This window comes from Achromobacter sp. Root565 (assembly GCF_001427425.1).
In the GTDB taxonomy this organism is placed as follows: Bacteria; Pseudomonadota; Gammaproteobacteria; order Burkholderiales; family Burkholderiaceae_B; genus Achromobacter; species Achromobacter spanius_D.
Genome location: NZ_LMGO01000001.1, coordinates 267,671 through 289,551, shown reverse-complemented (window position 1 = coordinate 289,551; position 21,881 = coordinate 267,671). Strand labels below are relative to the sequence as shown.

23 protein-coding genes are annotated in these 21,881 nt (G+C 67.1%); 15 read left to right on the top strand and 8 right to left on the bottom strand.

The features are described from left to right. Positions 1 to 6: 6 nt before the first annotated feature. Positions 7 to 825: an HAD-IIB family hydrolase gene (locus ASD71_RS01325; protein ID WP_056558850.1), complete on the bottom strand. Its 819-nt coding sequence runs from the start codon at positions 823 to 825 to the stop codon at positions 7 to 9. 148 nt (positions 826 to 973) lie between these two features. Here ASD71_RS01325 and ribBA point away from each other — a divergent pair, with 148 nt between their 5' ends. From ribBA to ASD71_RS01295, 6 genes are all read left to right on the top strand, one after another. Beyond that, complete coding sequence (gene ribBA, locus ASD71_RS01320; protein ID WP_056558846.1) at positions 974 to 2,149, top strand: bifunctional 3,4-dihydroxy-2-butanone-4-phosphate synthase/GTP cyclohydrolase II; 1,176 nt, start codon at positions 974 to 976, stop codon at positions 2,147 to 2,149. Between the two features lie 10 nt (positions 2,150 to 2,159). Further along, positions 2,160 to 2,690 (top strand): 6,7-dimethyl-8-ribityllumazine synthase, encoded by a 531-nt coding sequence (ribH, locus tag ASD71_RS01315; RefSeq protein WP_056558843.1) that lies wholly within the window; start codon positions 2,160 to 2,162, stop codon positions 2,688 to 2,690. Then, positions 2,659 to 3,168, top strand: a complete 510-nt coding sequence (nusB, locus tag ASD71_RS01310) for a transcription antitermination factor NusB (RefSeq protein WP_056558840.1) — start codon at positions 2,659 to 2,661, stop codon at positions 3,166 to 3,168. Before ribH ends, nusB begins: the two co-directional genes overlap by 32 nt. Positions 3,169 to 3,309: 141 nt before the next feature. After that, complete coding sequence (gene thiL, locus ASD71_RS01305; protein ID WP_056558837.1) at positions 3,310 to 4,275, top strand: thiamine-phosphate kinase; 966 nt, start codon at positions 3,310 to 3,312, stop codon at positions 4,273 to 4,275. Between the two features lie 65 nt (positions 4,276 to 4,340). Further along, positions 4,341 to 4,847: a phosphatidylglycerophosphatase A gene (locus ASD71_RS01300; RefSeq protein WP_056558833.1), complete on the top strand. Its 507-nt coding sequence runs from the start codon at positions 4,341 to 4,343 to the stop codon at positions 4,845 to 4,847. Then, complete coding sequence (locus ASD71_RS01295) at positions 4,844 to 5,410, top strand: CinA family protein (RefSeq protein ID WP_056558830.1); 567 nt, start codon at positions 4,844 to 4,846, stop codon at positions 5,408 to 5,410. The genes ASD71_RS01300 and ASD71_RS01295 overlap by 4 nt, the downstream gene beginning before the upstream one ends. A 354-nt stretch (positions 5,411 to 5,764) precedes the next feature. Here the strand turns inward: ASD71_RS01295 and pyrF are convergent, their stop codons facing one another. The 3 genes from pyrF to ASD71_RS01280 are packed head-to-tail and all read right to left on the bottom strand — an operon-like array spanning position 5,765 to position 8,356. Beyond that, entirely contained in the window at positions 5,765 to 6,583 is an 819-nt protein-coding gene (gene pyrF / locus ASD71_RS01290; protein WP_056558827.1) for an orotidine-5'-phosphate decarboxylase, read from the bottom strand. A gap of 5 nt (positions 6,584 to 6,588) precedes the next feature. Further along, the gene (locus ASD71_RS01285; protein WP_056558824.1) at positions 6,589 to 7,908 is read right to left on the bottom strand and encodes an NAD(P)/FAD-dependent oxidoreductase; all 1,320 of its coding nucleotides are present in this window, start codon (positions 7,906 to 7,908) and stop codon (positions 6,589 to 6,591) included. A 49-nt stretch (positions 7,909 to 7,957) separates the two neighbouring features. Continuing rightward, entirely contained in the window at positions 7,958 to 8,356 is a 399-nt protein-coding gene (locus tag ASD71_RS01280; RefSeq protein ID WP_056325453.1) for a diacylglycerol kinase, read from the bottom strand. Between the two features lie 174 nt (positions 8,357 to 8,530). Here ASD71_RS01280 and ASD71_RS01275 point away from each other — a divergent pair, with 174 nt between their 5' ends. From ASD71_RS01275 to ASD71_RS01235, 9 genes are all read left to right on the top strand, one after another. Then, positions 8,531 to 9,244, top strand: a complete 714-nt coding sequence (locus tag ASD71_RS01275) for a FadR/GntR family transcriptional regulator (protein WP_056558820.1) — start codon at positions 8,531 to 8,533, stop codon at positions 9,242 to 9,244. 139 nt (positions 9,245 to 9,383) lie between these two features. Continuing rightward, positions 9,384 to 10,358, top strand: a complete 975-nt coding sequence (locus ASD71_RS01270) for a sialic acid TRAP transporter substrate-binding protein SiaP (RefSeq protein ID WP_056558818.1) — start codon at positions 9,384 to 9,386, stop codon at positions 10,356 to 10,358. Positions 10,359 to 10,488: 130 nt separating this feature from the next. Then, the gene (locus tag ASD71_RS01265) at positions 10,489 to 11,115 is read left to right on the top strand and encodes a TRAP transporter small permease (protein WP_156395051.1); all 627 of its coding nucleotides are present in this window, start codon (positions 10,489 to 10,491) and stop codon (positions 11,113 to 11,115) included. Between the two features lie 64 nt (positions 11,116 to 11,179). Continuing rightward, entirely contained in the window at positions 11,180 to 12,589 is a 1,410-nt protein-coding gene (locus ASD71_RS01260) for a TRAP transporter large permease (RefSeq protein ID WP_056558815.1), read from the top strand. A 12-nt stretch (positions 12,590 to 12,601) separates the two neighbouring features. Then, entirely contained in the window at positions 12,602 to 13,348 is a 747-nt protein-coding gene (locus ASD71_RS01255) for an SDR family oxidoreductase (protein WP_056558813.1), read from the top strand. A 31-nt stretch (positions 13,349 to 13,379) separates the two neighbouring features. Then, entirely contained in the window at positions 13,380 to 14,246 is an 867-nt protein-coding gene (locus tag ASD71_RS01250) for a fumarylacetoacetate hydrolase family protein (RefSeq protein ID WP_056558810.1), read from the top strand. Between the two features lie 31 nt (positions 14,247 to 14,277). After that, entirely contained in the window at positions 14,278 to 15,813 is a 1,536-nt protein-coding gene (locus ASD71_RS01245) for a UxaA family hydrolase (protein ID WP_056558808.1), read from the top strand. Positions 15,814 to 15,872: 59 nt separating this feature from the next. After that, positions 15,873 to 17,393, top strand: coding sequence for a mannitol dehydrogenase family protein (locus ASD71_RS01240; RefSeq protein ID WP_056558805.1), 1,521 nt, complete (start codon positions 15,873 to 15,875; stop codon positions 17,391 to 17,393). A 9-nt stretch (positions 17,394 to 17,402) separates the two neighbouring features. Further along, positions 17,403 to 18,458: an Ldh family oxidoreductase gene (locus ASD71_RS01235; RefSeq protein WP_056558803.1), complete on the top strand. Its 1,056-nt coding sequence runs from the start codon at positions 17,403 to 17,405 to the stop codon at positions 18,456 to 18,458. A 23-nt stretch (positions 18,459 to 18,481) separates the two neighbouring features. Here ASD71_RS01235 and ASD71_RS01230 read toward each other — a convergent pair whose 3' ends face one another. Genes ASD71_RS01230 through ASD71_RS01215 form a run of 4 tightly spaced genes read right to left on the bottom strand, consistent with a single transcriptional unit; the run spans position 18,482 to position 21,870 of the window. Continuing rightward, positions 18,482 to 19,192: an ABC transporter ATP-binding protein gene (locus ASD71_RS01230; RefSeq protein ID WP_056558800.1), complete on the bottom strand. Its 711-nt coding sequence runs from the start codon at positions 19,190 to 19,192 to the stop codon at positions 18,482 to 18,484. After that, a complete protein-coding gene (locus ASD71_RS01225) occupies positions 19,189 to 19,956 on the bottom strand; it encodes an ABC transporter ATP-binding protein (RefSeq protein ID WP_056558796.1) in 768 nt (255 codons plus the stop codon). Before ASD71_RS01225 ends, ASD71_RS01230 begins: the two co-directional genes overlap by 4 nt. Continuing rightward, complete coding sequence (locus ASD71_RS01220) at positions 19,953 to 20,936, bottom strand: branched-chain amino acid ABC transporter permease (protein WP_056558793.1); 984 nt, start codon at positions 20,934 to 20,936, stop codon at positions 19,953 to 19,955. The genes ASD71_RS01225 and ASD71_RS01220 overlap by 4 nt, the downstream gene beginning before the upstream one ends. 13 nt (positions 20,937 to 20,949) lie before the next feature. Next, the gene (locus ASD71_RS01215) at positions 20,950 to 21,870 is read right to left on the bottom strand and encodes a branched-chain amino acid ABC transporter permease (RefSeq protein WP_056558791.1); all 921 of its coding nucleotides are present in this window, start codon (positions 21,868 to 21,870) and stop codon (positions 20,950 to 20,952) included. Between the last annotated feature and the right edge of the window lie 11 nt (positions 21,871 to 21,881).

The window sequence follows — 21,881 nt, the reverse complement described above, 5'->3', positions numbered from 1 at the left end:
CTGACCTCAGGCCGGCTGGACTTGGGAGGGCTGACGTGCGGCGAGCAGCCGGTCGGCCATTTCAACGAAACCGCCGCCGCCATGAAAGGCGGCGACAAACGCGGGGCGGTGCGTCAGGCGGTGTAGCTGGGCCTGGATGTTGGCGACGCCGACCGAGATCGGGAAGTAGGCGAACATCGGCTCGTCGTTGGGCGAATCGCCGATGAACAGCGTGCTGTCCAGGGCGCTGGCCACGTCCATGCCGAACTCGCGCTGGAACATCGTGCGCGTCATGGTGAGCTTGTCGTAGTCGCCGAACCAGCCGTTGACGTGAATGGAGCTGACCTTGGCCTGCGCGCCCGCTTCCTGAAAGATCTGGACGATGCGGCTGATCGCCGCGTCGGGCAGGGCGGGCACGTCTTCGCAGAAATCGATGGCCAGGTCGGCCACGCGATAGTCCTGGTCGCTGGCGACGGCGCTGCCCGGCACCTCGGCCAGGACGCGGTCGCGGATGGCGTCCAGCCGCTTGCGGCTTTCCTGGCGCGAGGCGGCGTCGGTCCAGTAATGCGTGGTCATGCGGCGGGCCTGGCGGTCGTAGGCGTAATAGAAAGCGCCGTTCTCGCCGACCACGGCGCGCACCGGCCACATGCGGGCGATGTGATCGCACCAGCCGGCCGGGCGGCCGGTGATCGGCACGACCTGGATGCCGGCCTGTTCCAGGCGTTCAAGCGCGGCGTACGCATCGGCCGGCAGGCGGCCTTCGGTGGTCAGCGTGTCGTCGATATCGGTCAGCACGACGCGGACGGCTGCCGCGACGTTCAAAGGCATGGCCGCAAGGGCTTGCATGAGGTTTTTCCTTCGTTTTTCTGGGGGATCTCCGGGCGAAAGTTTAACCGGATGCCCCCGTCCGGACGGGGCGGCATGACGCCAATAGGGGTTCGGCGCGGGAGAGCGGTAAAATCCGGGCTTTCCCGCCTGGTTTACGTGTCACGCCATGTCCGTCCAGTTGTCCTCCTTGTCCGGCTCCGAGCCGGAATCCTTCGGCATCGCTTCGGTTGCCGAGATCATTGCCGAGCTGCGCGCCGGCCGCATCGTCATTCTGGTTGATGAAGAAGACCGCGAAAACGAGGGTGACCTCGTCATGGCGGCCGAATTCGTCACGCCGGAAGCCATCAACTTCATGGTTACCCACGGCCGCGGCCTGGTGTGCCTGACGTTGACTGAAGAACGCTGCCGCCAGCTCGAATTGCCGATGATGGCTGCCCGCAACGGCACCCGTTACGGTACTAATTTCACGCAGTCCATCGAAGCTGCCGAAGGCGTCGAGACCGGCATTTCGGCCGCCGACCGCGCCCGCACCATCCAGGTGGCCGTGGCGCGCGACGCCAAGCCGGCCGATCTGGTCCAGCCGGGCCATATCTTCCCGGTGCGGGCTGTGCCCGGCGGCGTGCTGGTCCGCGCCGGCCATACCGAGGCCGGCTGCGACCTGACCGCCATGGCGGGCCTGACGCCCGCCGCCGTCATCTGCGAAATCCTCAAGCCTGACGGCACGATGGCCCGCCTGCCGGATCTGGTGGAATTCGCCCGCCAGCACGACCTGAAGATCGGCACCATCGCCGACCTGATCCAATACCGCAGCGAGCACGAGTCCATCGTCAAACGCGTGGGCAAGCGCGCCATGCAGACGGCCTGGGGCACGTTCGAGGCCGTGGCCTACGAAGACGCCGCCACCGGCTCCGCCCATTTGGCGCTGGTGCATGGTAATGTGACTCCCGACGCCGAGACGCTGGTGCGCGTGCACGAGCCCGCGTCCGTGCTGGATGTGCTGGATACCGGCGCAAGTCCGCATAGCTGGGGCGTGGCCCAGGCGCTCGAGGCCATCGCGGCCGCCCCGGCCGGCGTGCTGGTGCTGATGAACTGCCAGTCTTCCACGGAACATCTGTTTGGCCAGATTGCAGGTTGGAACGACCCGAAGGCGCAGGCCAATCCTGCGAACGCCGACCGCTTCGGTCTGCGCACCTACGGGATCGGCGCCCAGATTCTGCGCGACCTGAACGTGGGGCAAATGAGGCTCCTGGCCCGGCCGCGCAAGATGCCCAGCATGGCGGGCTTCTCGCTCACCATTACGGGTTACGATTGCGACCCGCAGAACACTCCCGCAACACACTGAAGGCCGACACATGAACCCTTACATCCTTACCCCCGACCTGAACGGCGAAGGGCTGCACATCGGCATCGTACGCGCCCGCTTCAATGAAGAAATCGGCCAGGCCGAACTCGAAGCGTGTCTGAAGGAACTGGCCGAACTGGGCGTGGACGAGCGCGACGTGATGGTCGCCACCGTGCCCGGCGCGCTGGAACTGGGCGTGGCCCTGTCCCACATGGCCGAAACGTTCGAGTTCGACGCCCTGATCGCGCTGGGCGCGGTCATCCGCGGCGAAACCTATCACTTTGAAGTGGTCAGCAATGAAACGGCCACTGCAATCACCCGCATCTCCCTCGAAACCGGCGTCCCCGTCGCGAACGGCGTTCTGACCGTCGACACCGACGAGCAGGCGCAGGCCCGCGCTGCCGGCAAGGGCCGCGACTGCGCCCAGGTGGCCGTCGAAATGGCCAATCTGGTGGCAGCGCTGGAACCCGAGGAAGAAGACGAAGACGAAGACGACGAGGACGAAGATTTTGACGACGAAGAAGACGACGACCAGCGCTGATAGCGCGGCGCAGGCCCGCGCCAACGCGCGCAGCGCGCGCCGCCGTGCGCGCGAATTCGCGCTGCAGGGCGTGTACGCGTGGCTGCTGCGCGGCGGCGAAGGCACGCAGGACGCCGGCGAGATCGACGCCCATCTGCGCGACACCGAGGACTTCTCCGAGGCAGACGCGCAGTGGTTCAAGACCTTGCTGCACGGCGTGCTGCGCGAAGCGCCCGCCTTGCGCGAACGCTTCACACCTTACGTTGACCGCCCGCTGGCCGAGTTGTCGCCCGTTGAGCATGGCATCCTGCTGATCGGCAGCTTCGAACTGATTCATCACGTCGAAGTTCCGTACAAGGTCGCCATCAACGAAGCCGTGGAACTGGCCAAGTCGTTTGGCGGCACCGACGGCTTCAAGTTCGTCAACGGCGTGCTCGACAAGCTGGCCGCCGACGTGCGCGCGCACGAGGTCCAATCCGCGGCGCAACAACGCCGATAGCGAGCCCCCCCCGCAGCGCTTCGCGCTTCCCCCCAGGGGGCGCCGCTGCGGACCGGCGGAGCCCGGATCCGCGCGGCCCCGCTGTGGGGCACCCGTTAGAAGTGCGACGGCGATTCTTGAACGCCGCATAGTGGAGGCGCGGTGGCGTCCGAATTTGATCTGATTGCGCGCTACTTCACGCGTGCCGCGCCGGCCGGCCTGTTAGGTGTTGGCGACGACTGCGCGCTGTTTCCTGTTCCGCCCGGTGAACAGGTGGCCACCAGCACGGATCTGCTGCTGGAAGGCCGGCATTTCTTTCCCGACGTTGATCCCAAAGCGCTGGGCCACAAGGCTCTGGCGGTGAATCTGTCTGATCTCGCCGCCATGGGCGCGCGGCCGATCGGCTGCGTGCTGGGGCTGGCGCTGCCCCACCTCCATGAGCCTTGGTTGGCCGCCTTTGCCGAAGGCTTTCACGCGCTGGCGGCGGCACATGGATGTCCGCTCATTGGTGGCGACACCACGCGCAGCGCGCACGATCTTGCGATCAGTGTGACCGTGTTCGGCTCGGTGCCGGCCGGACAGGCGCTGCGCCGCGATGGCGCGCGAAGTGGCGACGACATCTGGGTGTCTGGCGAACTGGGCGCGGCCGACGTGGCTTACCGGCTGCTGGACGGGCAGTTCCCGGCCGACGCCGCGCTGCTGGCCGCCACACGCGGCGCGCTGGAGTGGCCCGAGCCGCAAGTTGCGCTGGGCCTTGCGCTGCGCGGCATCGCACATTCAGCCATCGACCTGTCCGACGGCCTGTTGCAGGATTTGGGCCACATTCTGGCCGCCAGCCGCGCGGGCGCCTGCCTGCGGTTTGCGGACCTGCCGATGGCGCCCGCGCTGGCCGGTCTGGATGCCTCGCCGCTGCGCCGAGCCCTGCTGGGCGGGGGTGATGTCTATCAACTGTGTTTCACCGCGCCACCCGCGCGGCGCGAGGCCGTGCTGGCGGCCGCCGCGTCTGCGGGCGCCCGTGTGACCCGCGTGGGCGAGATCCTGCCGCAGCCGGGCGTGGCCGTCCTTGATGCGCAGGGCCAGCCGCTGGCCGAATTGCCCGCAGGCTTCGATCACTTTCCCGCGGACTGATCCGCGGCCTCCTGTCGTTTGCAGACCCAACACCCATGTCTTCCACTGATAAGCACTCCACTTCCATGCGCGATCGCAGCCGGGCCGCGTACCCGGCGGTGTCCTGGGTATGCCGCGATCCCGGCCGGCTGATCGCGTTCGGCTTTGGCAGCGGGCTGATCCGTCCCGCCTCCGGCACGTGGGGCACGCTGCTTGCTTGGGGCATCTGGGTGGCGGCGGCGCCTGCGGCGTCGGATTTGGCCATCGGCGTGTTCCTGGCCCTGGCGTTTTTGTACGGATGCTGGGCCTGCCATCGCGTCGGCCGAGAACTCCAGCAGCCGGATCATGTCGGAATGGTCTGGGATGAGATGGTGGCGTTCTGGCTGGTGCTGTGGCTGACGCCGGCCGGCTGGTTGTCGCAGGCGCTGGCGTTCGTGCTGTTTCGCACGTTCGACATCGTCAAGCCGCCACCCATCAAGTTCTTCGACGCCCATATCAAGGGCGGCTTCGGAGTCATGTGGGACGATATCGTGGCTGCCGGCTACGCCTTGCTGGTAATGGCGCTGGTGGCCCGCACAGGAGTCTTGGGATGAACGATCAGCTTGAAGGCGCGCGGACCAACCTGTCTGCCGCGCAGTTGTCGGAAGCGACCATACTCGGCCTGTCCGAACGATTGGGCGACGTGCTGCGGCAGCAGGGGTGGATGCTGGGCACCGCCGAATCCTGCACCGGCGGCCTGCTGGCCGGGGCCGTCACCGCGGTGGCCGGTTCCAGCGAATGGTTCGAGCGCGGCTTCGTCACTTACAGCAACGACGCCAAAGTTACCGAGCTGGAGGTGTCGCCTGAAACGCTGCATCACTTTGGCGCGGTCAGCGAACCCGTCGCGCTGGAAATGGCCAACGGCGTGCTGCTGGCCGTGCCCAACGCGCACGTGGCCATGTCGACCACCGGCATCGCCGGTCCGGGCGGCGCCACGCCAGGCAAGCCGGTGGGCATGGTGTGCTTTGGCTTTGCCATGCGGGTGGGCGACGGCATCAGCAGCCGCGCAGTGACGCATGTGTTCTCGGGTGACCGCGGGCAGGTGCGCCAGGCCGCGGTGGAGTTCGCGCTGCGGGCCGTGCTGGAGTTTGCGGGCGTGCCTATCAATCGGCGATGAAACGCTGGCGCTGATATTTGGGGAGATGGCTCGTTTGTCTGAGACCCTCTGAGGACGGCCCGCATCCTGGCCGGTGTCAGACACCCAGGGAGCGGGTCTTCGGCGTGTGACCGCCGTTCAGGGGTGTCAGACACCTGGGTCACAGCGGTGCAGACAGTGTCTGACACCTGCGCTCCAGCCACTTTGGCCAGCCGCCACTTCCAGGTGTCTGACACCCGTCCGAAGTGACCACCAAGTTGGTCAGGCGCCGCGAGGGTGTCTGACACCGTGCCAAACCAAGACCGCTCAAAATGAAAAAAGCCGCTGCACCGTGCGTTCGCGCACCGTGCAGCGGCTTTTGCCGCTTTTGACGAATCAGCGTACCGCGTTGATCGCGTCGCGCAGGCCCTTGGCGGCTTCGGCGGCGGCTTCGCGCCAGTCGTCGCCGCCGCTGGCGTAGATGATGGCGCGCGACGAATTGATCATCATGCCGTTGCGCGCCGCGTTGGCGCCGGCATTCACGGTGGCGGTGATGTCGCCGCCCTGTGCGCCGATGCCCGGCACCAGCAGGGGCAGGGCGTCGCCGATGCGCTGGCGCACGGCGGCCAGTTCATTCGGGAACGTGGCGCCCACCACCAGACCGCATTGGCCGTTGGCATTCCATTTGTCGGCCACCAGCCCCGCGACGTGCAGGTACAGCGGCTCGCCGTTGTCCATCTTCAGGAATTGCAGGTCCGAGCCGCCGGGATTGGACGTGCGGCACAGGACGATCACGCCGCGGTCGCGCCAGGCCAGGTAAGGCTCGACCGAATCCAGGCCCATGTAGGGGCTGACGGTGAGCGCGTGCGCCTGATAGCGCTCGTAGGCTTCGCGGGCGTAGTTTTCGGCGGTGGAGCCGATGTCGCCGCGCTTGGCGTCCAGCACGATGGGCAGATCCGGGTGCTTGTCGCGGATGTGCTGGCACAGCGCTTCGAGCTGATCTTCGGCGCGGTGCGCGGCAAAGTACGCGATCTGCGGCTTGAAGCTGCACGCATATGGCGCGGTCGCGTCGACGATGTCGCGGCAGAACTGGAAGATGGCGTCCGGCTTGTCCTGCAATTCGCGCGGAAAGCGCTGCGGGTCGGGATCCAGCCCGACTTGCAGGAGCGAGTTGCTGGTGGTCCAGGCGTGTTCGAGTTTTTGCAGGAAATTCATGGGATTCAGTGCAGTTTGACCCGCGGGCGCGTGCGCCGCATGAGGAGGCGAGCCAGGGCGAGGGAGACGGTACGCGAGGCGCCCAGCACCGCGCGGTGGTGCATCAGGTGCAGGCTCATGTACATCAGGCGCGCCAGTGTACCGCTTACGAACAGTCCCCGTCCGGCGAGCTTGCCCATCAGGCTGCCCACCCCGGCGTCCTGGCCCAGCGACACCAGCGACCCGTGGTCCTGGTAGACGTAGGGGTCGGTGGGCTCGGGGTTGTTGCGCAGCCGGGCAGTCAGCTTCTTGGTCAGGTAGTCGGCCTGCTGGTGCGCGGCCTGGGCGCGGGCCGGCACGGTGCGGTCCTCGCGCCACGGCGCCGCGCAGCAGTCGCCCAGCGCCACGATGTGCGGGTCGGGCGTTTCGAGCCGCTCGTTGACTTCGAGCTGCCCCAGCTTGTTCAGCGGCAACCCCAGGTCGGCCAGCAGCGCCGGGCCTTTGATGCCCGCGGCCCACATGCACAGCTGAGCAGGAAATTCGCGGCCGTCGGCGGTGCGCACGGAGTCGCCCGTCACTTCGGAAACACGGCAGGCGGTCTCGACGCGGATGCCCAGTTCGGTCAGGCGCTTGGTCGCCGCCACCGAAATCTTCTCGGGCAGGGCGGACAGGATGCGCGGCGCGCCCTCGACCAGCGTGATCGCCAGGTCGCGGTCGGCGCGGAAGTTCGGCAGGCCATAGGCGCTGACGACGTGGCTGGCTTCGGTCAGTTCCACCGCCAGTTCCACGCCGGTGGCGCCGCCGCCGACGATCACGAGGTCCAGCCGCGCGGACGGATTGCGTACCTTGGCCTGATCGACCAACGCCATGGCCTTGAGCATGGTCAGGCGGAATTGCTCGGCGTTTTCGGTGGTGTCCAGCGTGACCGCATGTTCGGCCGCGCCCGGCGTGTTGAAGAAGTTGGACGTGCTGCCCAGCGCCAGCACCAGCGTGTCGTACGCCAGTTCGCGGCGCGGCAGGACTTCCTGGCCCTGGGCGTCGTTGACGGCGTCTATCGTGATCAACCGGCGTTCGCGGTCGACGCTTTCAAGGCGGCCCTGGGTGAACGAGAAACCGTCCAGGTGGGCCAGCATCAGGTAGGAAAGGCCTTCCTGGTGGATGTCCAGCGTACCCGCCGCCGCTTCATGCAGCGAAGGCTTCCAGATATGGAAGGGGCGGCTGTCGACCAGGGTGATGTGTTGACGGCCGTGCGTGCGGCCAAGTTTGGCGGCCAGTTCGAGGCCGCCTGCGCCACCGCCGACGATGACGATGCGCTTGGAGGGTGCTGACGTCGATTGAGGCATCATGGCTCCCAGTATAAATAGAGTCGCATCCCCGTCGCGGTGCGAACCCGTGTCAATGCATGACGAAACGGCTGATGGCCACCCCCACCCAGACCGTTCCGGCGAATATCAGCAGCAGCATCACCGCCGCGCTGCCCAGGTCCTTGGCCCGCCCCAAAAGGGGGTGGCGTTCGACGGACAGCGCATCGGCTAGCGCTTCGATGGCGGAATTGAGCAGTTCCGCCGCCAGCACCATGACCACCACGCCCACCAGGAAGAACACTTCGACCGTGGTGCGGCCCAGAAAGAACGCCGCCGGAATCATCAGCACGGCCAGGGCCAGTTCCTGCCGGAAGGCCGCCTCATATTTGACGGCCGCCTTCAGGCCCTGCCAGGAATAGCGCAGCGCATTGAGGATGCGGCGCGCGCCGCCGGTGCTCTTGAAGGGCGAGTGTTGCGGATCGTGGGTCATGGAATCGGAAGAAAGCCGTGGTGGCGGCTTTTTAACAGATAAGGGTTGCCCGCGTGGCACACCGCGTGCCTATGGGCAAACCCTAATTGTGACCCAACGGCAGCAGGCGCAGGATTCTGGTCAATTGGTAAGGCCACTTTACCGTTTCGTCCTGTCATCGAGCTGTCTTCTTTCATGCCGATTCAGACTATCGAACCTCGCCGCCTGTATCGCCAGATCGCCGATCAGCTTCGCCTGCTGATCGAGGCCGGCGAGTTTCCGGCCGGTGCGCGCCTGCCGCCCGAGCGCGACCTTGCGCTGAAGCTGGGCGTGTCGCGGCCATCGGTGCGCGAGGCGTTGATCGCCCTTGAGGTCGAAGGCTGGGTGGAAGTGCGCATGGGCTCGGGTGTGTATGTGCAAAGCCCGGGCGGCGCGCCGCGCGCCAGCCTGACCGCCGAAAGCCCTCTTGAAACCATCCGCGCCCGCCGCACCATCGAAAGCGAGCTGGCCGCGCAGGCCGCGCTCCATCCGGTGCCCGCGCTGGTGGAAGGCCTGCGCGAAGCCGTCGACGCCATGGAAGAGGAGGCGCGGGCAGGCAGCGTGCCCATCCGCGGCGACCGCCTGTTTCACCTGCGGGTGGCTGAAATGGCCAACAACGCCGTGCTGGTGCGCGTCGTGGGCGAACTCTTCGACGAACGCCACAACCCGCTTTCCGTGAAGCTGGGCGATTACTTCGAAAATTCCGACAGCTGGGCCGTCGCCATCACGGAACACCGCCGCGTCATCGACGCCATCGCGGCCGGTGATGAACAAGGCGCGCGGGCCGCTATGCGTGACCATCTTTCCTGCTCGTACGACCGCCTGATGGCCAGCTGGCCCGGCGCGGCCGAAGCGTTGCGCGCTGAATAGCAATGGCTGCCGGCGCCCGCGACGGGCGCCGATGGCAAATCGCAGTCGCAGTACGAAGGTGCAGCTCCAGTAGGTGAACTCCATATGTAAAACATGACGCGAGGCCGCCGAGCCCGCCACCTCAAAGAGAGGAGACAACATGAAGCCGAGCAACGCTATCAAAGTGCTGTTTGCCGCCGTCGCGCTAGCCGTCAGCGGCTCTGCACTGGCGCAGACCAAACTGAAATGGGCGCACGTGTACGAGACGTCCGAGCCGTTCCATACCTCGTCGGTGTGGGCCGCCCAGGAGATCGAGAAGCGCACCAACGGGCGCTATCACATCGATGTCTATCCGGCCTCGCAACTGGGCAAGGAAAACGACATCAACCAGGGCCTGACGCTCGGCACGGTCGACATGATCATTTCCGGGTCCAGCTTCGCGGCCAAGAGTTTTCCGCGCATCGGAGTCACCTACTATCCCTACACCTTCCGCAGCCCCGAGCACCTGATCGCCTACACCAAGAGCGACATCTACAAGGAGCTCACGCGCGGCTACGACGAAAAGAGCGGCAATCACATCGTCGCGACCACGTACTACGGTACGCGGCAGACGACGTCCAACAAACCGTTCACCAAGTGCAGCGAGATGAAGGGCCTGAAGATCCGCGTGCCGGACGTGGCCGCCTACCTGGCCATGCCGCGTGCCTGTGGCGCCAACACCGCGCCCATCGCGTTTGCCGAGGTCTACCTGGCCCTGCAGAACGGCACGGTCGAGGCGCAGGAGAATCCGCTGACCACGATTGAGGCCAAGAAGTTCTACGAGGTGCAGAAGAACATCATCCTCACGGGCCACATTGTCGATCACCTGAACACCGTGATCTCCGGCAAGCTCTGGAAGAGCCTGTCGGACGAGGACAAGAAGATCTTCGCCGAGGTCGCGCAGCAGGCCGCGGAAAAGGCATCGGCCGAGGTGGCCGCGTCCGAGAAAAAGATGGTTGACGTGTTCAAGCAGCGCGGCCTGACGGTGGCCGAGGTCAACATCGACGACTTCCGCACCACCGTGCTGGAGAAGGTGCCGTTCAAGCAGTACGGCTACGAGCAATCGGACTGGGAAAAGATCCAGGCGGTGAAGTGAGCCCCGGCGGGCGGGCCGCCGCCGCGGCCCGCTGCGCCTGAATGCATCGCCTGAATGCAGCGCCTGACCGCATCGCTTCCGGCAATCGCCTGACCCGATCGCTTGACCGATCCCGTACGAGGGGAACTCCATGCACACCAACGCGAAGGCCGCGACGATGGCGGCCGTCAGCCATCAGCCGGACGAGCCGCCCGGCCCGCATCACGTCGCCTCGGTGGACGAGATCGTCCAGAGCTTCGAGGAAGCCGATCACCACGAAGTCAGCCTGGTCGGCTACCAGCCGGAAGACTGGATCTGTCTGGCCATGTTCTGGGCGATGGCGCTGCTGGTCTTCCTGCAGTTCTTTTCGCGCTATGTGCTGAACGACTCGTACGCCTGGACCGAGGAACTGGCGGTGTACTGCCTGATCGGCGTGGTGTTTCTGGGATCGGCCATGTGCGTGCGCGCCTGCCGCCATATCCAGGTGGACTTTCTTTACCGCTACCTGCCCAAGCCCATCGGCCGCGTGCTGTCCACGCTGATCGACATCCTGCGCACGGCCTTCTTCGGCTATGCAGTGTGGCTGACGTACCGCTACATCGTGCTGGTGGGCGACGAGCCCATGACCACGCTGTTCTGGAACAAGTCCTACGTGTACTGGGTGGCGCTGGCGGGGTTCGCGATGATGTTCCTGCGGTCGCTGCAGGTGTCTGTGCAGAACTGGCGGCAGGGCTATTCGATCCTGGAGAATCCGGCGGCCTATGAGTCGCTGGATTGAAGCGCTGCACTGAATCGCTGGACAGAACTTCCCCGAATCCGCAGTGCCTTGCCAGGAGCGATACATGGGCACCCTGATAGGAACCTTTCTGCTGTTGATGATCATGGGGCTGCCGGTGGCGGTCTCGATGGCGGGCGCGTCCCTGCTGTTCATCCTGATTTCCGGCAGCGTGCCGGACGTGGTCATCGCGCAGCGCATGATCGCGGGCGTCGAGTCGTTTCCGCTGCTGGCCGTGCCGTTCTTCATCCTGGCCGGCAATCTGATGAACATCGCCGGCATCACGGGCCGCATTTACAACTTCGCGGTGGCGCTGGTGGGCTGGATGCGCGGCGGGCTGGGGCAGGTGAACATCATCGGCTCGGTCGTGTTTGCCGGCATGTCCGGCACCGCCATTGCCGACGCCGCGGGCCTGGGAACCATCGAGATCAAGGCCATGAAGGACCACGGCTACCAGACCGAGTTCGCGGTCGGGGTGACGGCCGCGTCGGCCACGCTGGGTCCCATCATTCCGCCGTCGCTGCCGTTCGTCATCTACGGCATGATGGCCAACGTGTCGATCGGATCGCTGTTCCTGGCCGGCCTGATCCCCGGCCTGGTGCTGACCATCCTGATGATGCTCACCGTTGCGTACTACGCGCGCCGCAACAACTGGGGCGGCGACGTGGCGTTCAACTGGAAGCGGCTGGGCGGCGCGGGACTGGAAGTGCTGATCGTGCTGGCGTTTCCGCTGTCGATCTGGCTGATGACGCTGGCGGGCGTGTCGCCCAACGTCGCCACCGGCATTTCGTTCGCGGCCTTGCTGCTGCTGGATTGGAAGTTCAACTTCTCGGCCGTCATGGCGCTGATGGCGCCCGTGATCCTGATCGGCGGCATGACGCTGGGTTGGTTCACGCCCACGGAAGCCGCAGTGGCCGCCGTGATCTGGGCGCTGTTCCTGGGGCTGGTGCGCTATCGGTCCATGACGTTCAAGACGCTGGCCAAGGCCTCGTTCGACACCATCGAGACCACCGCATCGGTTCTGTTCATCGTGACGGCCGCCTCGGTGTTTGCGTGGCTGCTGACCACGACGCAGGCGGCGCAGGCGCTGACGGACGCGATCCTGAGCGTGACGCAGAACAAGTGGGTGTTCCTGCTGATGGCGAACATCCTGATCCTGATCGTGGGCTGCTTCATCGACACCATCGCGGCCATCACCATCCTGGTGCCGATCCTGCTGCCGATCGTCCTGAAGCTGGGCATCGACCCGATCCACTTCGGGCTGATCATGACGCTGAACCTGATGATCGGCCTGTTGCATCCGCCCATGGGCATGGTGCTGTTCGTGCTGGCGCGGGTGGCCAAGCTGTCGGTCGAGCGCACCACGATGGCCATCCTGCCGTGGCTGGTGCCGCTGTTCGTGGCCCTGATCGCCATCACCTACATCCCCCAGATCACCCTGTGGCTGCCCACCGCAATGGGCATGGCCGGCAAATAAGGAACCGCGAACATGTCAGGAAGACTGCAAGGCAAGACCGCCATCGTCACCGCCGCCGGGCAGGGCATCGGCCGCGCCGTGGCGCTGGCCTACGTACACGAGGGCGCCGACGTGCTGGCCGTGGATCTGAACGGCGCCGCGTTGGAAACCCTGTCCGGTTGCCGCACGCAGGTGCTGGACGTGACCGACGCCCGTGCGGTGCGCGCGCTGGCGCAGGACGCGGGCGCGGTCGATGTGCTGTTCAATGGCGCGGGCTTCGTGCATGCCGGCACCATCCTGGATTGCGACGAAGATGCCTGGGACTTTTCGTTCAACCTGAACGTGCGATCCATGTATCTGCTGATCCGGTCGTGCCTGCCGGCCATGCTGGCGCGCGGCTCGGGGTCGATCGTCAACATGGCGTCCGTGGCCGGCAGCATCAAGGGCGCGCCCAACCGCTGCGCTTACGGCGCCACCAAGGCAGCCGTCATCGGGCTGACCAAGGCGGTCGCCGCCGACTACGTGGGCCAGGGCATCCGCTGCAACGCGATCTGCCCGGGCACGGTCGAGTCGCCGTCTCTTCGCCAGCGCATCGACGCGCAGGCGCTGGCCAGCGGACAGCCGGTCGCGGCGGTCGAGGCCGCCTTCACCGCGCGCCAGCCGATGGGCCGCATCGGCCGGGCCGAAGAGATCGCCGCGCTGGCGGTGTATCTTGCCAGCGACGAATCCGCCTTCACCACCGGCACCGCGCAAGTCATCGACGGCGGCTGGTCCAATTGAAATCTTCTTTTCCAGCAACAAGGAAACCGCTATGAAACTGATGCGATATGGCGCCAAGGGCGCAGAAAAGCCCGCGCTGATCGATGCGCAGGGCCAGGTCCGCGACCTGTCGTCCGTCATTGCCGACATCACTGCGCAGACGCTCGTGCCCGCCACGCTGGCGGAACTGCGCGCGCTGGATCCGGCGTCGCTGCCGCTGGTGGCGCAACCGGGCCGTGTGGCCCCGCCGTGGTCGGGCATGGGCAAGTTCATCTGCATCGGCCTGAACTACGCGGATCACGCCGCCGAGTCCGGGCTGCCTGTGCCGGCCGAACCCGTCGTCTTCATGAAGACGACGTCGGCCGTGGTGGGCTGCAACGATGCGGTCGTGCTGCCGCAGGACTCGGTCAAGACCGACTGGGAGGTCGAGCTGGGCGTGGTGATCGGCGAGAAGGCTCGCTATGTCAGCGAAGCCGACGCCATGAAGCACGTGGCCGGCTACTGCGTGGTCAATGATGTGTCCGAGCGCGAGTACCAGATCGAACGCGGCGGCACCTGGGACAAGGGCAAGGGCTGCGACACGTTCGGCCCGATCGGCCCGTGGCTGGCGACGGCCGATGAAGTGCCGAATCCGCAGGACCTGGAGATGTGGCTTGAGGTCAACGGCAAGCGCTACCAGAACGGCAGCACCCGCACCATGGTGTTCGGCGTGGCGCAACTGGTGTCGTACGTCAGCCGCTTCATGACGCTGTATCCGGGTGACCTCATCAGCACCGGTACGCCGCCCGGCGTGGGCATGGGCCAGAAGCCCGCGCCCGTCTACCTGCAGGCGGGCGACGAAATGAAACTCGGCATCGCCGGGCTGGGCGAACAGCGTCAGCGCGTCCATGCCTGGGATCCCGCGCTGATCGACGGCTGATCCCTGCGCCTTCTTGCCTTCCGGAGTCCTCATGTCGCAGACCGATACCGCAGTCATACGCATCCACCCGGCGGACAACGTGGTGATCGCCCGGCGCCAGCTTGTCAGCGGCACGCGGCTGGAAGGCGAGGGCGTGACGGTCGTGGGGCTGGTGCCCCCCGGCCACAAGGTGGCGGTGCGCGCCATCGCGGCCGGCGAGCCGGTGCGCCGCTACAACCAGATCATTGGCGTGGCGCGGCAGGACATCGCGCCCGGCCAGCACGTGCATAGCCAGAATCTGGAGTTCTCGGATTTCGAGCGCGACTACGCCGTTGGGCAGGACGCGCGGCCGACCGATTTCGTGGACGCGCCGGCCATGTTCGACGGCATCGTGCGCGCCGACGGCCGCATCGCCACCCGCAACTACATCGGCATCCTGACCAGCGTGAATTGTTCGGCCACGGTGGCCCGCGCCATCGCGGACCACTTCCGGCGCGACATCCGGCCCGAGGCGTTGGCCGCCTGTCCGAATGTGGACGGCGTCGTGGCGCTGACCCACGGCGCGGGCTGTGCCACCGGCAGCGACGGCGAACCGCTGCGCGTGCTGCGGCGCACGCTGGGCGGCTACGCGCGCCATGCCAACTTTGGCGGGCTGATGGTCGTGGGGCTGGGCTGCGAGACCAACCAGATTGGCGGGCTGATGGAACAGGAGCATCTGCGCGAAAGCGGCATGCTGCATACGTTCAACATCCAGGACACGGGCGGCACGCGCAAGACGGTGGCGCGCGGGATCGAACTTGTGGAGCGCATGCTGGAGCAGGCCAACCGCGTCGAACGCCAGGCCGTGCCCGCCAGCCACCTGACCGTGGGCCTGCAGTGCGGCGGGTCGGACGGCTATTCCGGCATCAGCGCCAACCCGGCGCTGGGCGCGGCGGTGGACCTGCTGGTGCGCCACGGCGGCACGGCGATCCTGTCCGAGACGCCCGAGATCTACGGCGGCGAACACCTTTTGACGCGCCGGGCGCAGACGCCCGCCGTGGCCGAAAAGCTGCTGGCGCGCGTGCGCTGGTGGGAAGACTATTGCGCCCGCAACGACGCCGAGATGGACAACAACCCCTCGGCCGGCAACAAGGCGGGCGGCCTGACCACCATCCTGGAAAAATCGCTTGGCGCCATCGCCAAGAGCGGCACGACCAACCTCACCGACGTTTACGAATACGCCGAACCCGTGCACACCCGCGGGTTGGTCTTCATGGACACGCCGGGCTACGACCCGGTGTCGGCCACCGGGCAGGTGGCCGGGGGGGCCAACCTGATCTGCTTTACCACCGGCCGCGGGTCCGCCTATGGCTGCGCGCCCGCACCGTCGCTCAAGCTGTCCACCAACACGGCGCTGTGGCAACGCCAGGCTGACGACATTGACATCAATTGCGGTGAAGTGGTCGACGGCGCGCAAAGCGTGGCGCAGATGGGCGAACGCATTTTCCAGCTCATGCTGCAGACGGCGTCGGGCCGGCGCACCCGCAGCGAGACGCACGGCTACGGGCAAAACGAATTCGTTCCGTGGCAACTTGGCGCGGTGATGTAGCGAAGACGGCTCGGGGCGTGCTATACCCTGGCGTCGCCCCTTTTAGGCATTGCGCACCCATGCTTGAACGTCTGAATTCCGAGTCATTGCCGCGTCTGCCCGCTGACGTGGAAAAGCCCAGCTACGACCGCAGCCGGTTGACGCCGGGCATCGTCCACCTGGGACTGGGCGCCTTTCACCGGGCGCATCAGGCGGTGGTCACGGACCAGGCCATGCAGTCCAGCGGCGACCTCAGCTGGGGCATCCTGGGCGTATCCCTGCGTCACTCGGCCACGCGCGATGCGCTGACGCCGCAGGACGGCCTGTACACCCTTGCCGTGCGCGACGCCGGCCCGGACGGCCAGGACCGGGAACAACTGCGCATCGTGGGTTCCGTGCTGCGCGTGATGGTGGCCGACGAGGACCCCAACGCGGTCCTGGAACGCATCGCGTACCCGCAGACCCGCATCGTCAGTCTGACCGTCACGGAAAAGGGCTACAGCCACGAACCGGCCACCGGCCACCTGCGCTGGGACGATCCGGACATCCTGCACGACCTGGAAAACCCCATCCGGCCACGCAGCACCATCGGCATCCTGGTCCATGGTTTGGCCCTGCGCCGCGAGCGCGGCCTGCCGCCGATCACGCTGATGTCGTGCGACAACCTGCGGGGCAACGGCGATACGCTGCGCAGCCTGGTCCTGGCGTTTGCGCTGCGGGTGGACGTGACGCTGGCCGACTGGATCGACCGCAACTGCACGTTCCCGAACTCCATGGTCGACCGCATCGTGCCGGCCACCGAAGACCAGGACCGCCAGCGGATCGCCGAGCGCCTGGGCGTCGAGGACGCCTGGCCGGTGCTGGGCGAGCCCTATCTGAACTGGGTGATCGAAGACAAGTTTGCCGCCGGCCGCCCCGCCTGGGACGCGCAGGGCGGCGCGACCTTCGTGCGCAACGCGGCGCCCTACGAACGCCTGAAGCTGCGAATGGTCAGCGGGCCGCATTCGGCTCTGGCGTATCTGGGCGCGGCGCTGGGCCTGCATACGATGGCCGACGCCGCCAATACCCCGGCGCTGCGCGCGTTCGTCGAAGCCATGATGCGCGAGGAAATTGCGCCGACGTTGCGCGGCATTCCCGATGCGGGGCTGGTGGAGTACCGCCTGCGGTTCCTGGAGCGGATTTCCAACCCTGCGCTGCCGCATCCGCTGCCGCAGATCGCCATGGACGGGTCGCAGAAGCTGCCGCAACGCCTGCTGGACACGATCCGAGACCGCCTGCGCGCTGGCCATGGCATCGATCGCCTGTGTCTGGCGGTGGCCGCGTGGCTGAACTACCTGCGCGGCGAAGACGAACAGGGCAGCGCTTACGCCATCCAGGATCCGATCGCGGCGCGGCTGGACCGCCTGCTGTCGCGCGCCGAGGTGGCCGCGCATGCCGCCAAGCCGTCGCAGGCGGCGCAGCGTCGCGCGACGGTGCTGGCGCGCTTCAAACCCGTGTTCGGCGACCTGGGCGATTCGCCCGCGTTCGTCGAATGCCTGACCAAACATCTTGAAACGCTGCGCGAACACGGCGTGCTCCACGCCGTGCAGGCGGCCACCTAGGAGACAAGCATGGACGCCGACAGCCGCGTGACCGCCGACGAATGGGAACGCTGGGCCGAGGCGTGCCTGCTTGCGCAGGATTTTCCCGAGGACGATGCGCGCTGCCTGGCGCACAGCTTGGCGCAGACCAGCCTGTGGGGCATCGATTCGCACGGCATCGCGCGGCTGCCGCATTACCTGAATCGTGTGGCGCACGGCTCGATCCTCGCCAGGCCCGACGTCCGCGTCGCGCGCTCGGGGCCGGGCACGGCACAGGTCCACGGGGGCCGGGGGCAGGGCATCGTGGTGGCGCATCGGGCCAATGCGCTGGCCATCGAGCTGGCCCGCGACGCCGGCGTGGCGGCGGTCGGCGTCAGCGACTCCTCGCATTGCGGGGCGATTGGGCTCTACAGCCGCGCGGCAGCCGGGCAGGGTTTGATCGGCATCGCCTTCACGCATTCGGACTCGGTCGCCGCGCCCTTTGGCGGGCGCGAAGCCTTCTTCGGCACCAATCCCCTATCGCTGGCGTTTCCGCGCGCGGACGGGGCGCCGTTGTGCCTGGACATGGCCACGACCTCCATCCCTTGGAACCGTGTCATGAACGCGCGGCGCGATGGCTTGGCGTTGCCGGCGGGCGTGGCGCTGGACGAGAACGGAGCGGACTGCACCGACGCGCAGGCCGCGCGCGCTTTGCGCCCGCTGGGTGGCGAGGAATACGGCTACAAGGGGTATGGCCTTGCGATGATGGTCGAGTTGCTGTGCGGACCGCTCAACGGCAATCCATTCGGCCCGCATATCTCGTCGATGTACGAGGCGCTGGACCAGCCGCGCGAGCTGGGCGCGTTCTTCATCGTCATCGACCCGGCGCGCTTTGCCGGAGGGGCGGCGCTGGCCGCGGTGGTGGCGGGGATGGCGGTCGAGCTGTCACAGGCGCCGGGCGCGCCCCGCATGCCTGGCGATCCGGAGGCGGAGCATGAGCGGGAACGGCAGCGGCTTGGCCTGCCCGTGCCGCCCGCGCTGTGGGACGAGATGGCGGACTGGAGCCGCCGGCTGGGCGTGGCGCTGCCGGCGACTCGTCAGGCGTAGCTGCGCAATCCTCGGGCCTGCTCCTACACCCCCAGGTACTGCAGCAGCCGCGCCTCGTCGTCCAGGAACTCCCGCGACGTGCCGGTCCACGCCACACGCCCCTTCTCCACGATGGCGTGGCGGTCGGCAGTGGCCAGCAGCGGCTCCAGGTTCTTATCGATGCACAGCACGGCCAAACCGGTCTGCTTCAGCGTATCCAGCGCGGCCCAGATTTCTTCACGCACCACGGGCGCGAGCCCTTCGGTGGCCTCATCCAGAATCAGCAGCCGGGGATTGGTGAGCAGTGCGCGGCCGATGGCCAGCATCTGCTGTTCTCCGCCCGACAAGTGGCTGCCCAGGTGCTTGGCGCGTTCGGACAGGCGCGGGAACAGCGCGTACACGCGCTCCAGCGTCCAGGGCTGCGCCGCGCCTTGCCGGTTGTGCGCGGTGGCCACCAGGTTCTCGCGCACGGACAGATTGGGAAAGACATGGCGGCCTTCAGGCACCAGCCCGATGCCGCACTGCGCCACCTTGTAGGACGGCAGGCGGCTGATGTCCGCGCCGTCGAAGCTGATGGCGCCGCGCGAGGCGGGGTTCAGGCCCATCACCGCCTTGACGGTGGTGGACTTGCCCATGCCGTTGCGTCCGAGCAGGGTCACGAATTCGCCGGGCGCGATGTCCAGGTCGATGCCGAAGAGCGCCTGGCTGGCGCCGTAGTGCGCGGTGACACCGCGCAGCGAGAGCAGGGCGGTCATGCGCGCGCCTCCCGGGGGCGGCCGCGCTCGCTGCCCAGATAGCATTCACGGACCTGCGGATCGTCGCGGATCTGGTCCGCAGTGCCGCACGCGAGCGCGCGGCCGTACACCAGCACCGTGATGCGGTCGGACAGGGCAAAGACGGCCTGCATGTCGTGCTCCACCAGCAATATCGTGTAGCGGCCGCGCAGCGACAGCAGCAACCGGGTCATGGCCTCGGACTCGTGCTGGCTCATGCCCGCCATGGGTTCGTCCAGCAGCAGCAGCGACGGCTGGCATGCCAGCACCATCGCCAGTTCGAGCTGGCGCAGTTCGCCGTGGGCAAGGTCGCTGGCCGGCGTGTTCTCACGCGCCGACAGGCCGGCCAGGGCCAGCGCCTCGCGGGCGGGGCCGGTCAACGCCGGTGTGGACAGCACGGGCCGCCAGAACCGGAAGCTGTGGCCGCGCCGCGCCTGCACTGCCATCGCCACGTTCTCCAGCGCGGTGAAGGGCTTGAAGACCGAGGTGATCTGATAAGAGCGCGCCAGGCCGTGGCGCACGCGCTTTTCCACCGGCATGCGCGTGACGTCCTTGCCGTCGAGCAGCACGCGTCCGGCGTCGGGCCGCAGTTCGCCGCTCAGTTGCCCGATCAGCGTGGTCTTGCCGGCGCCGTTGGGGCCGATCACGGCGTGCAGCTCGCCGCTGGCCACGTCCAGCGATAGCTTGTCGGTGACCGTCAGCCCGCCGTAGCGCTTTTCCAGGTTTTCGATGCGCAGGGCGCTCATTGCGGCTCTCCGGAGGGATGGCGCGCCGCCCGGCGAGGCATGCACCACGGTGTTGCCGACAGACTGCCGTAGACGCCGCGCCGCGAGGCGAGCACCACGCCGACGATCAACAGGCCCATGACCAGCATCCAGTGATCGGTGATGAGCTTCAAGCCTTCTTCCAGCAGCAGAAACGCCAGCGCGCCGGCCACCGGACCGAACAGCGTGCCCAGGCCGCCCAGCGCGACCATCACAATCAGTTCGCCCGACGTGGTCCACGCCAGGTAGGACGGCGAGACGTACATGGTGAGGTTCGCCAGCAGCACGCCCGCCACGCCGCAGATGACGGCGGAAATCACATAGGCGGCAAGCCGGTAGCGCAGCGTGGGAAAGCCCAGCGCGCGCATGCGGCGCTCGTTGGCCTGGCAGCCGCGCAGGGCCATGCCGAAGGGCGCGTGGATCAGCCGGTGCATCAGCCACAGCACCAGCAGCAGCACGCCGAAGGCCGTGCAATACAGCGCGAGCGGCGTGTCCAGCCGGAAGAGGCCAAAGTCGCTGCCGGCAAAGAGCGACATGCCGTCGTCGCCGCCAAAGCCTTCTAGCCCCGTCGCCAGAAAATAGAACATCTGCGCGAAGGCCAGCGTGATCATGATGAACGCGATGCCGTTGGTGCGCATGACCACATAGCCGCTGACCAGCCCGACGGCCGCGCACGCGCCGATGGCGCCGGCCAAATGCAGCCAGCCGCTTTCGATGCCGTAGTGCGACAGCACGCCGACGGAATACGCGCCCAGGCCCAGATACAGCGCATGGCCGAAGCTCACCATGCCGCCGTAGCCCAGCAGCAGATTCAGCGCCAGCGCCGCGATGCCGTAAACCAGCACGCGGCCGAACAGCGCCAGCAGAAACGGTTCGCCCTGCCACTGCGCATACACGGGCACCAGGGCGAACAAGAACAGCAGCGCGGCGGCGGCCAGCGTGCGGGGAGATAGCGTGAACATGGCGTCGGCGTCCTTATCCGTGCCTGACGGGAAAGAGGCCCTGCGGCCGCATCGCCAGCACCAGCGCCATGACGATGTAGATCAGCATCGACGCGATGGCGGGGCCTGCGGCATTGGCCGCTGCCGGGGGCAGGGCTGCGCGCAGCAGCGTCGGCAGCAGCGCGCGTCCCAGCGTGTCGATCAGCCCGACCATCAACGCGGCCAGGAATGCGCCGCGCACGGAGCCGATGCCGCCGATCACGATGACCACCAGCGTCAGGATCAGGATGGGTTCGCCCATGCCGGTCTGCGCGGACAGGATGGGGCCGGCCATCAGCCCGGCCAGGCCCGCCAGCACGGCGCCCAGCACGAACAGCAGCGTGTTCAGGCGCGCGATGTTCACACCCAGCGCGCCGACCATCATGCGGTCGGTGGACCCGGCGCGGATCAGCATGCCGAGCCGAGTGCGATGGATGAGCAGGTAACACCCCGCCGCGACCACCAGCCCGACCACGATGATGAGAAACCGGTACAGCGGATACGTGACGCCCAGGATGTCGATGGTGCCGGACAGCCAGGACGGCAGCCCCATGCTGATCGGCGCGGGTCCCCACAGAATGCGGGTGAGCTCGTTGAAGAACAGGATGAAACCGAACGTGGCCAGCACCTGGTCCAGGTGATCGCGCGGATATAGCCGCGCCAGCGCGATCCGGTCCAGCAACAGCCCCAGCGCGGCCATGCCCGCGACGACCGCAGCGGCGGCCAGCAGGAACGAGCCGGTGTGCCGGAACACGGTGGCCGCGATGAACGCACCCATCATGTACAGCGACCCGTGCGCCAGGTTGATGAAATTCATGATGCCGAACACCAGTGTCAGACCGGCGGCCAGCAGAAACAGCAGGATGCCGAGTTGCAGGCCGTTCAAGGCCTGCACCAGCAGCAGCGTCGTGGACATGGCTACACCCC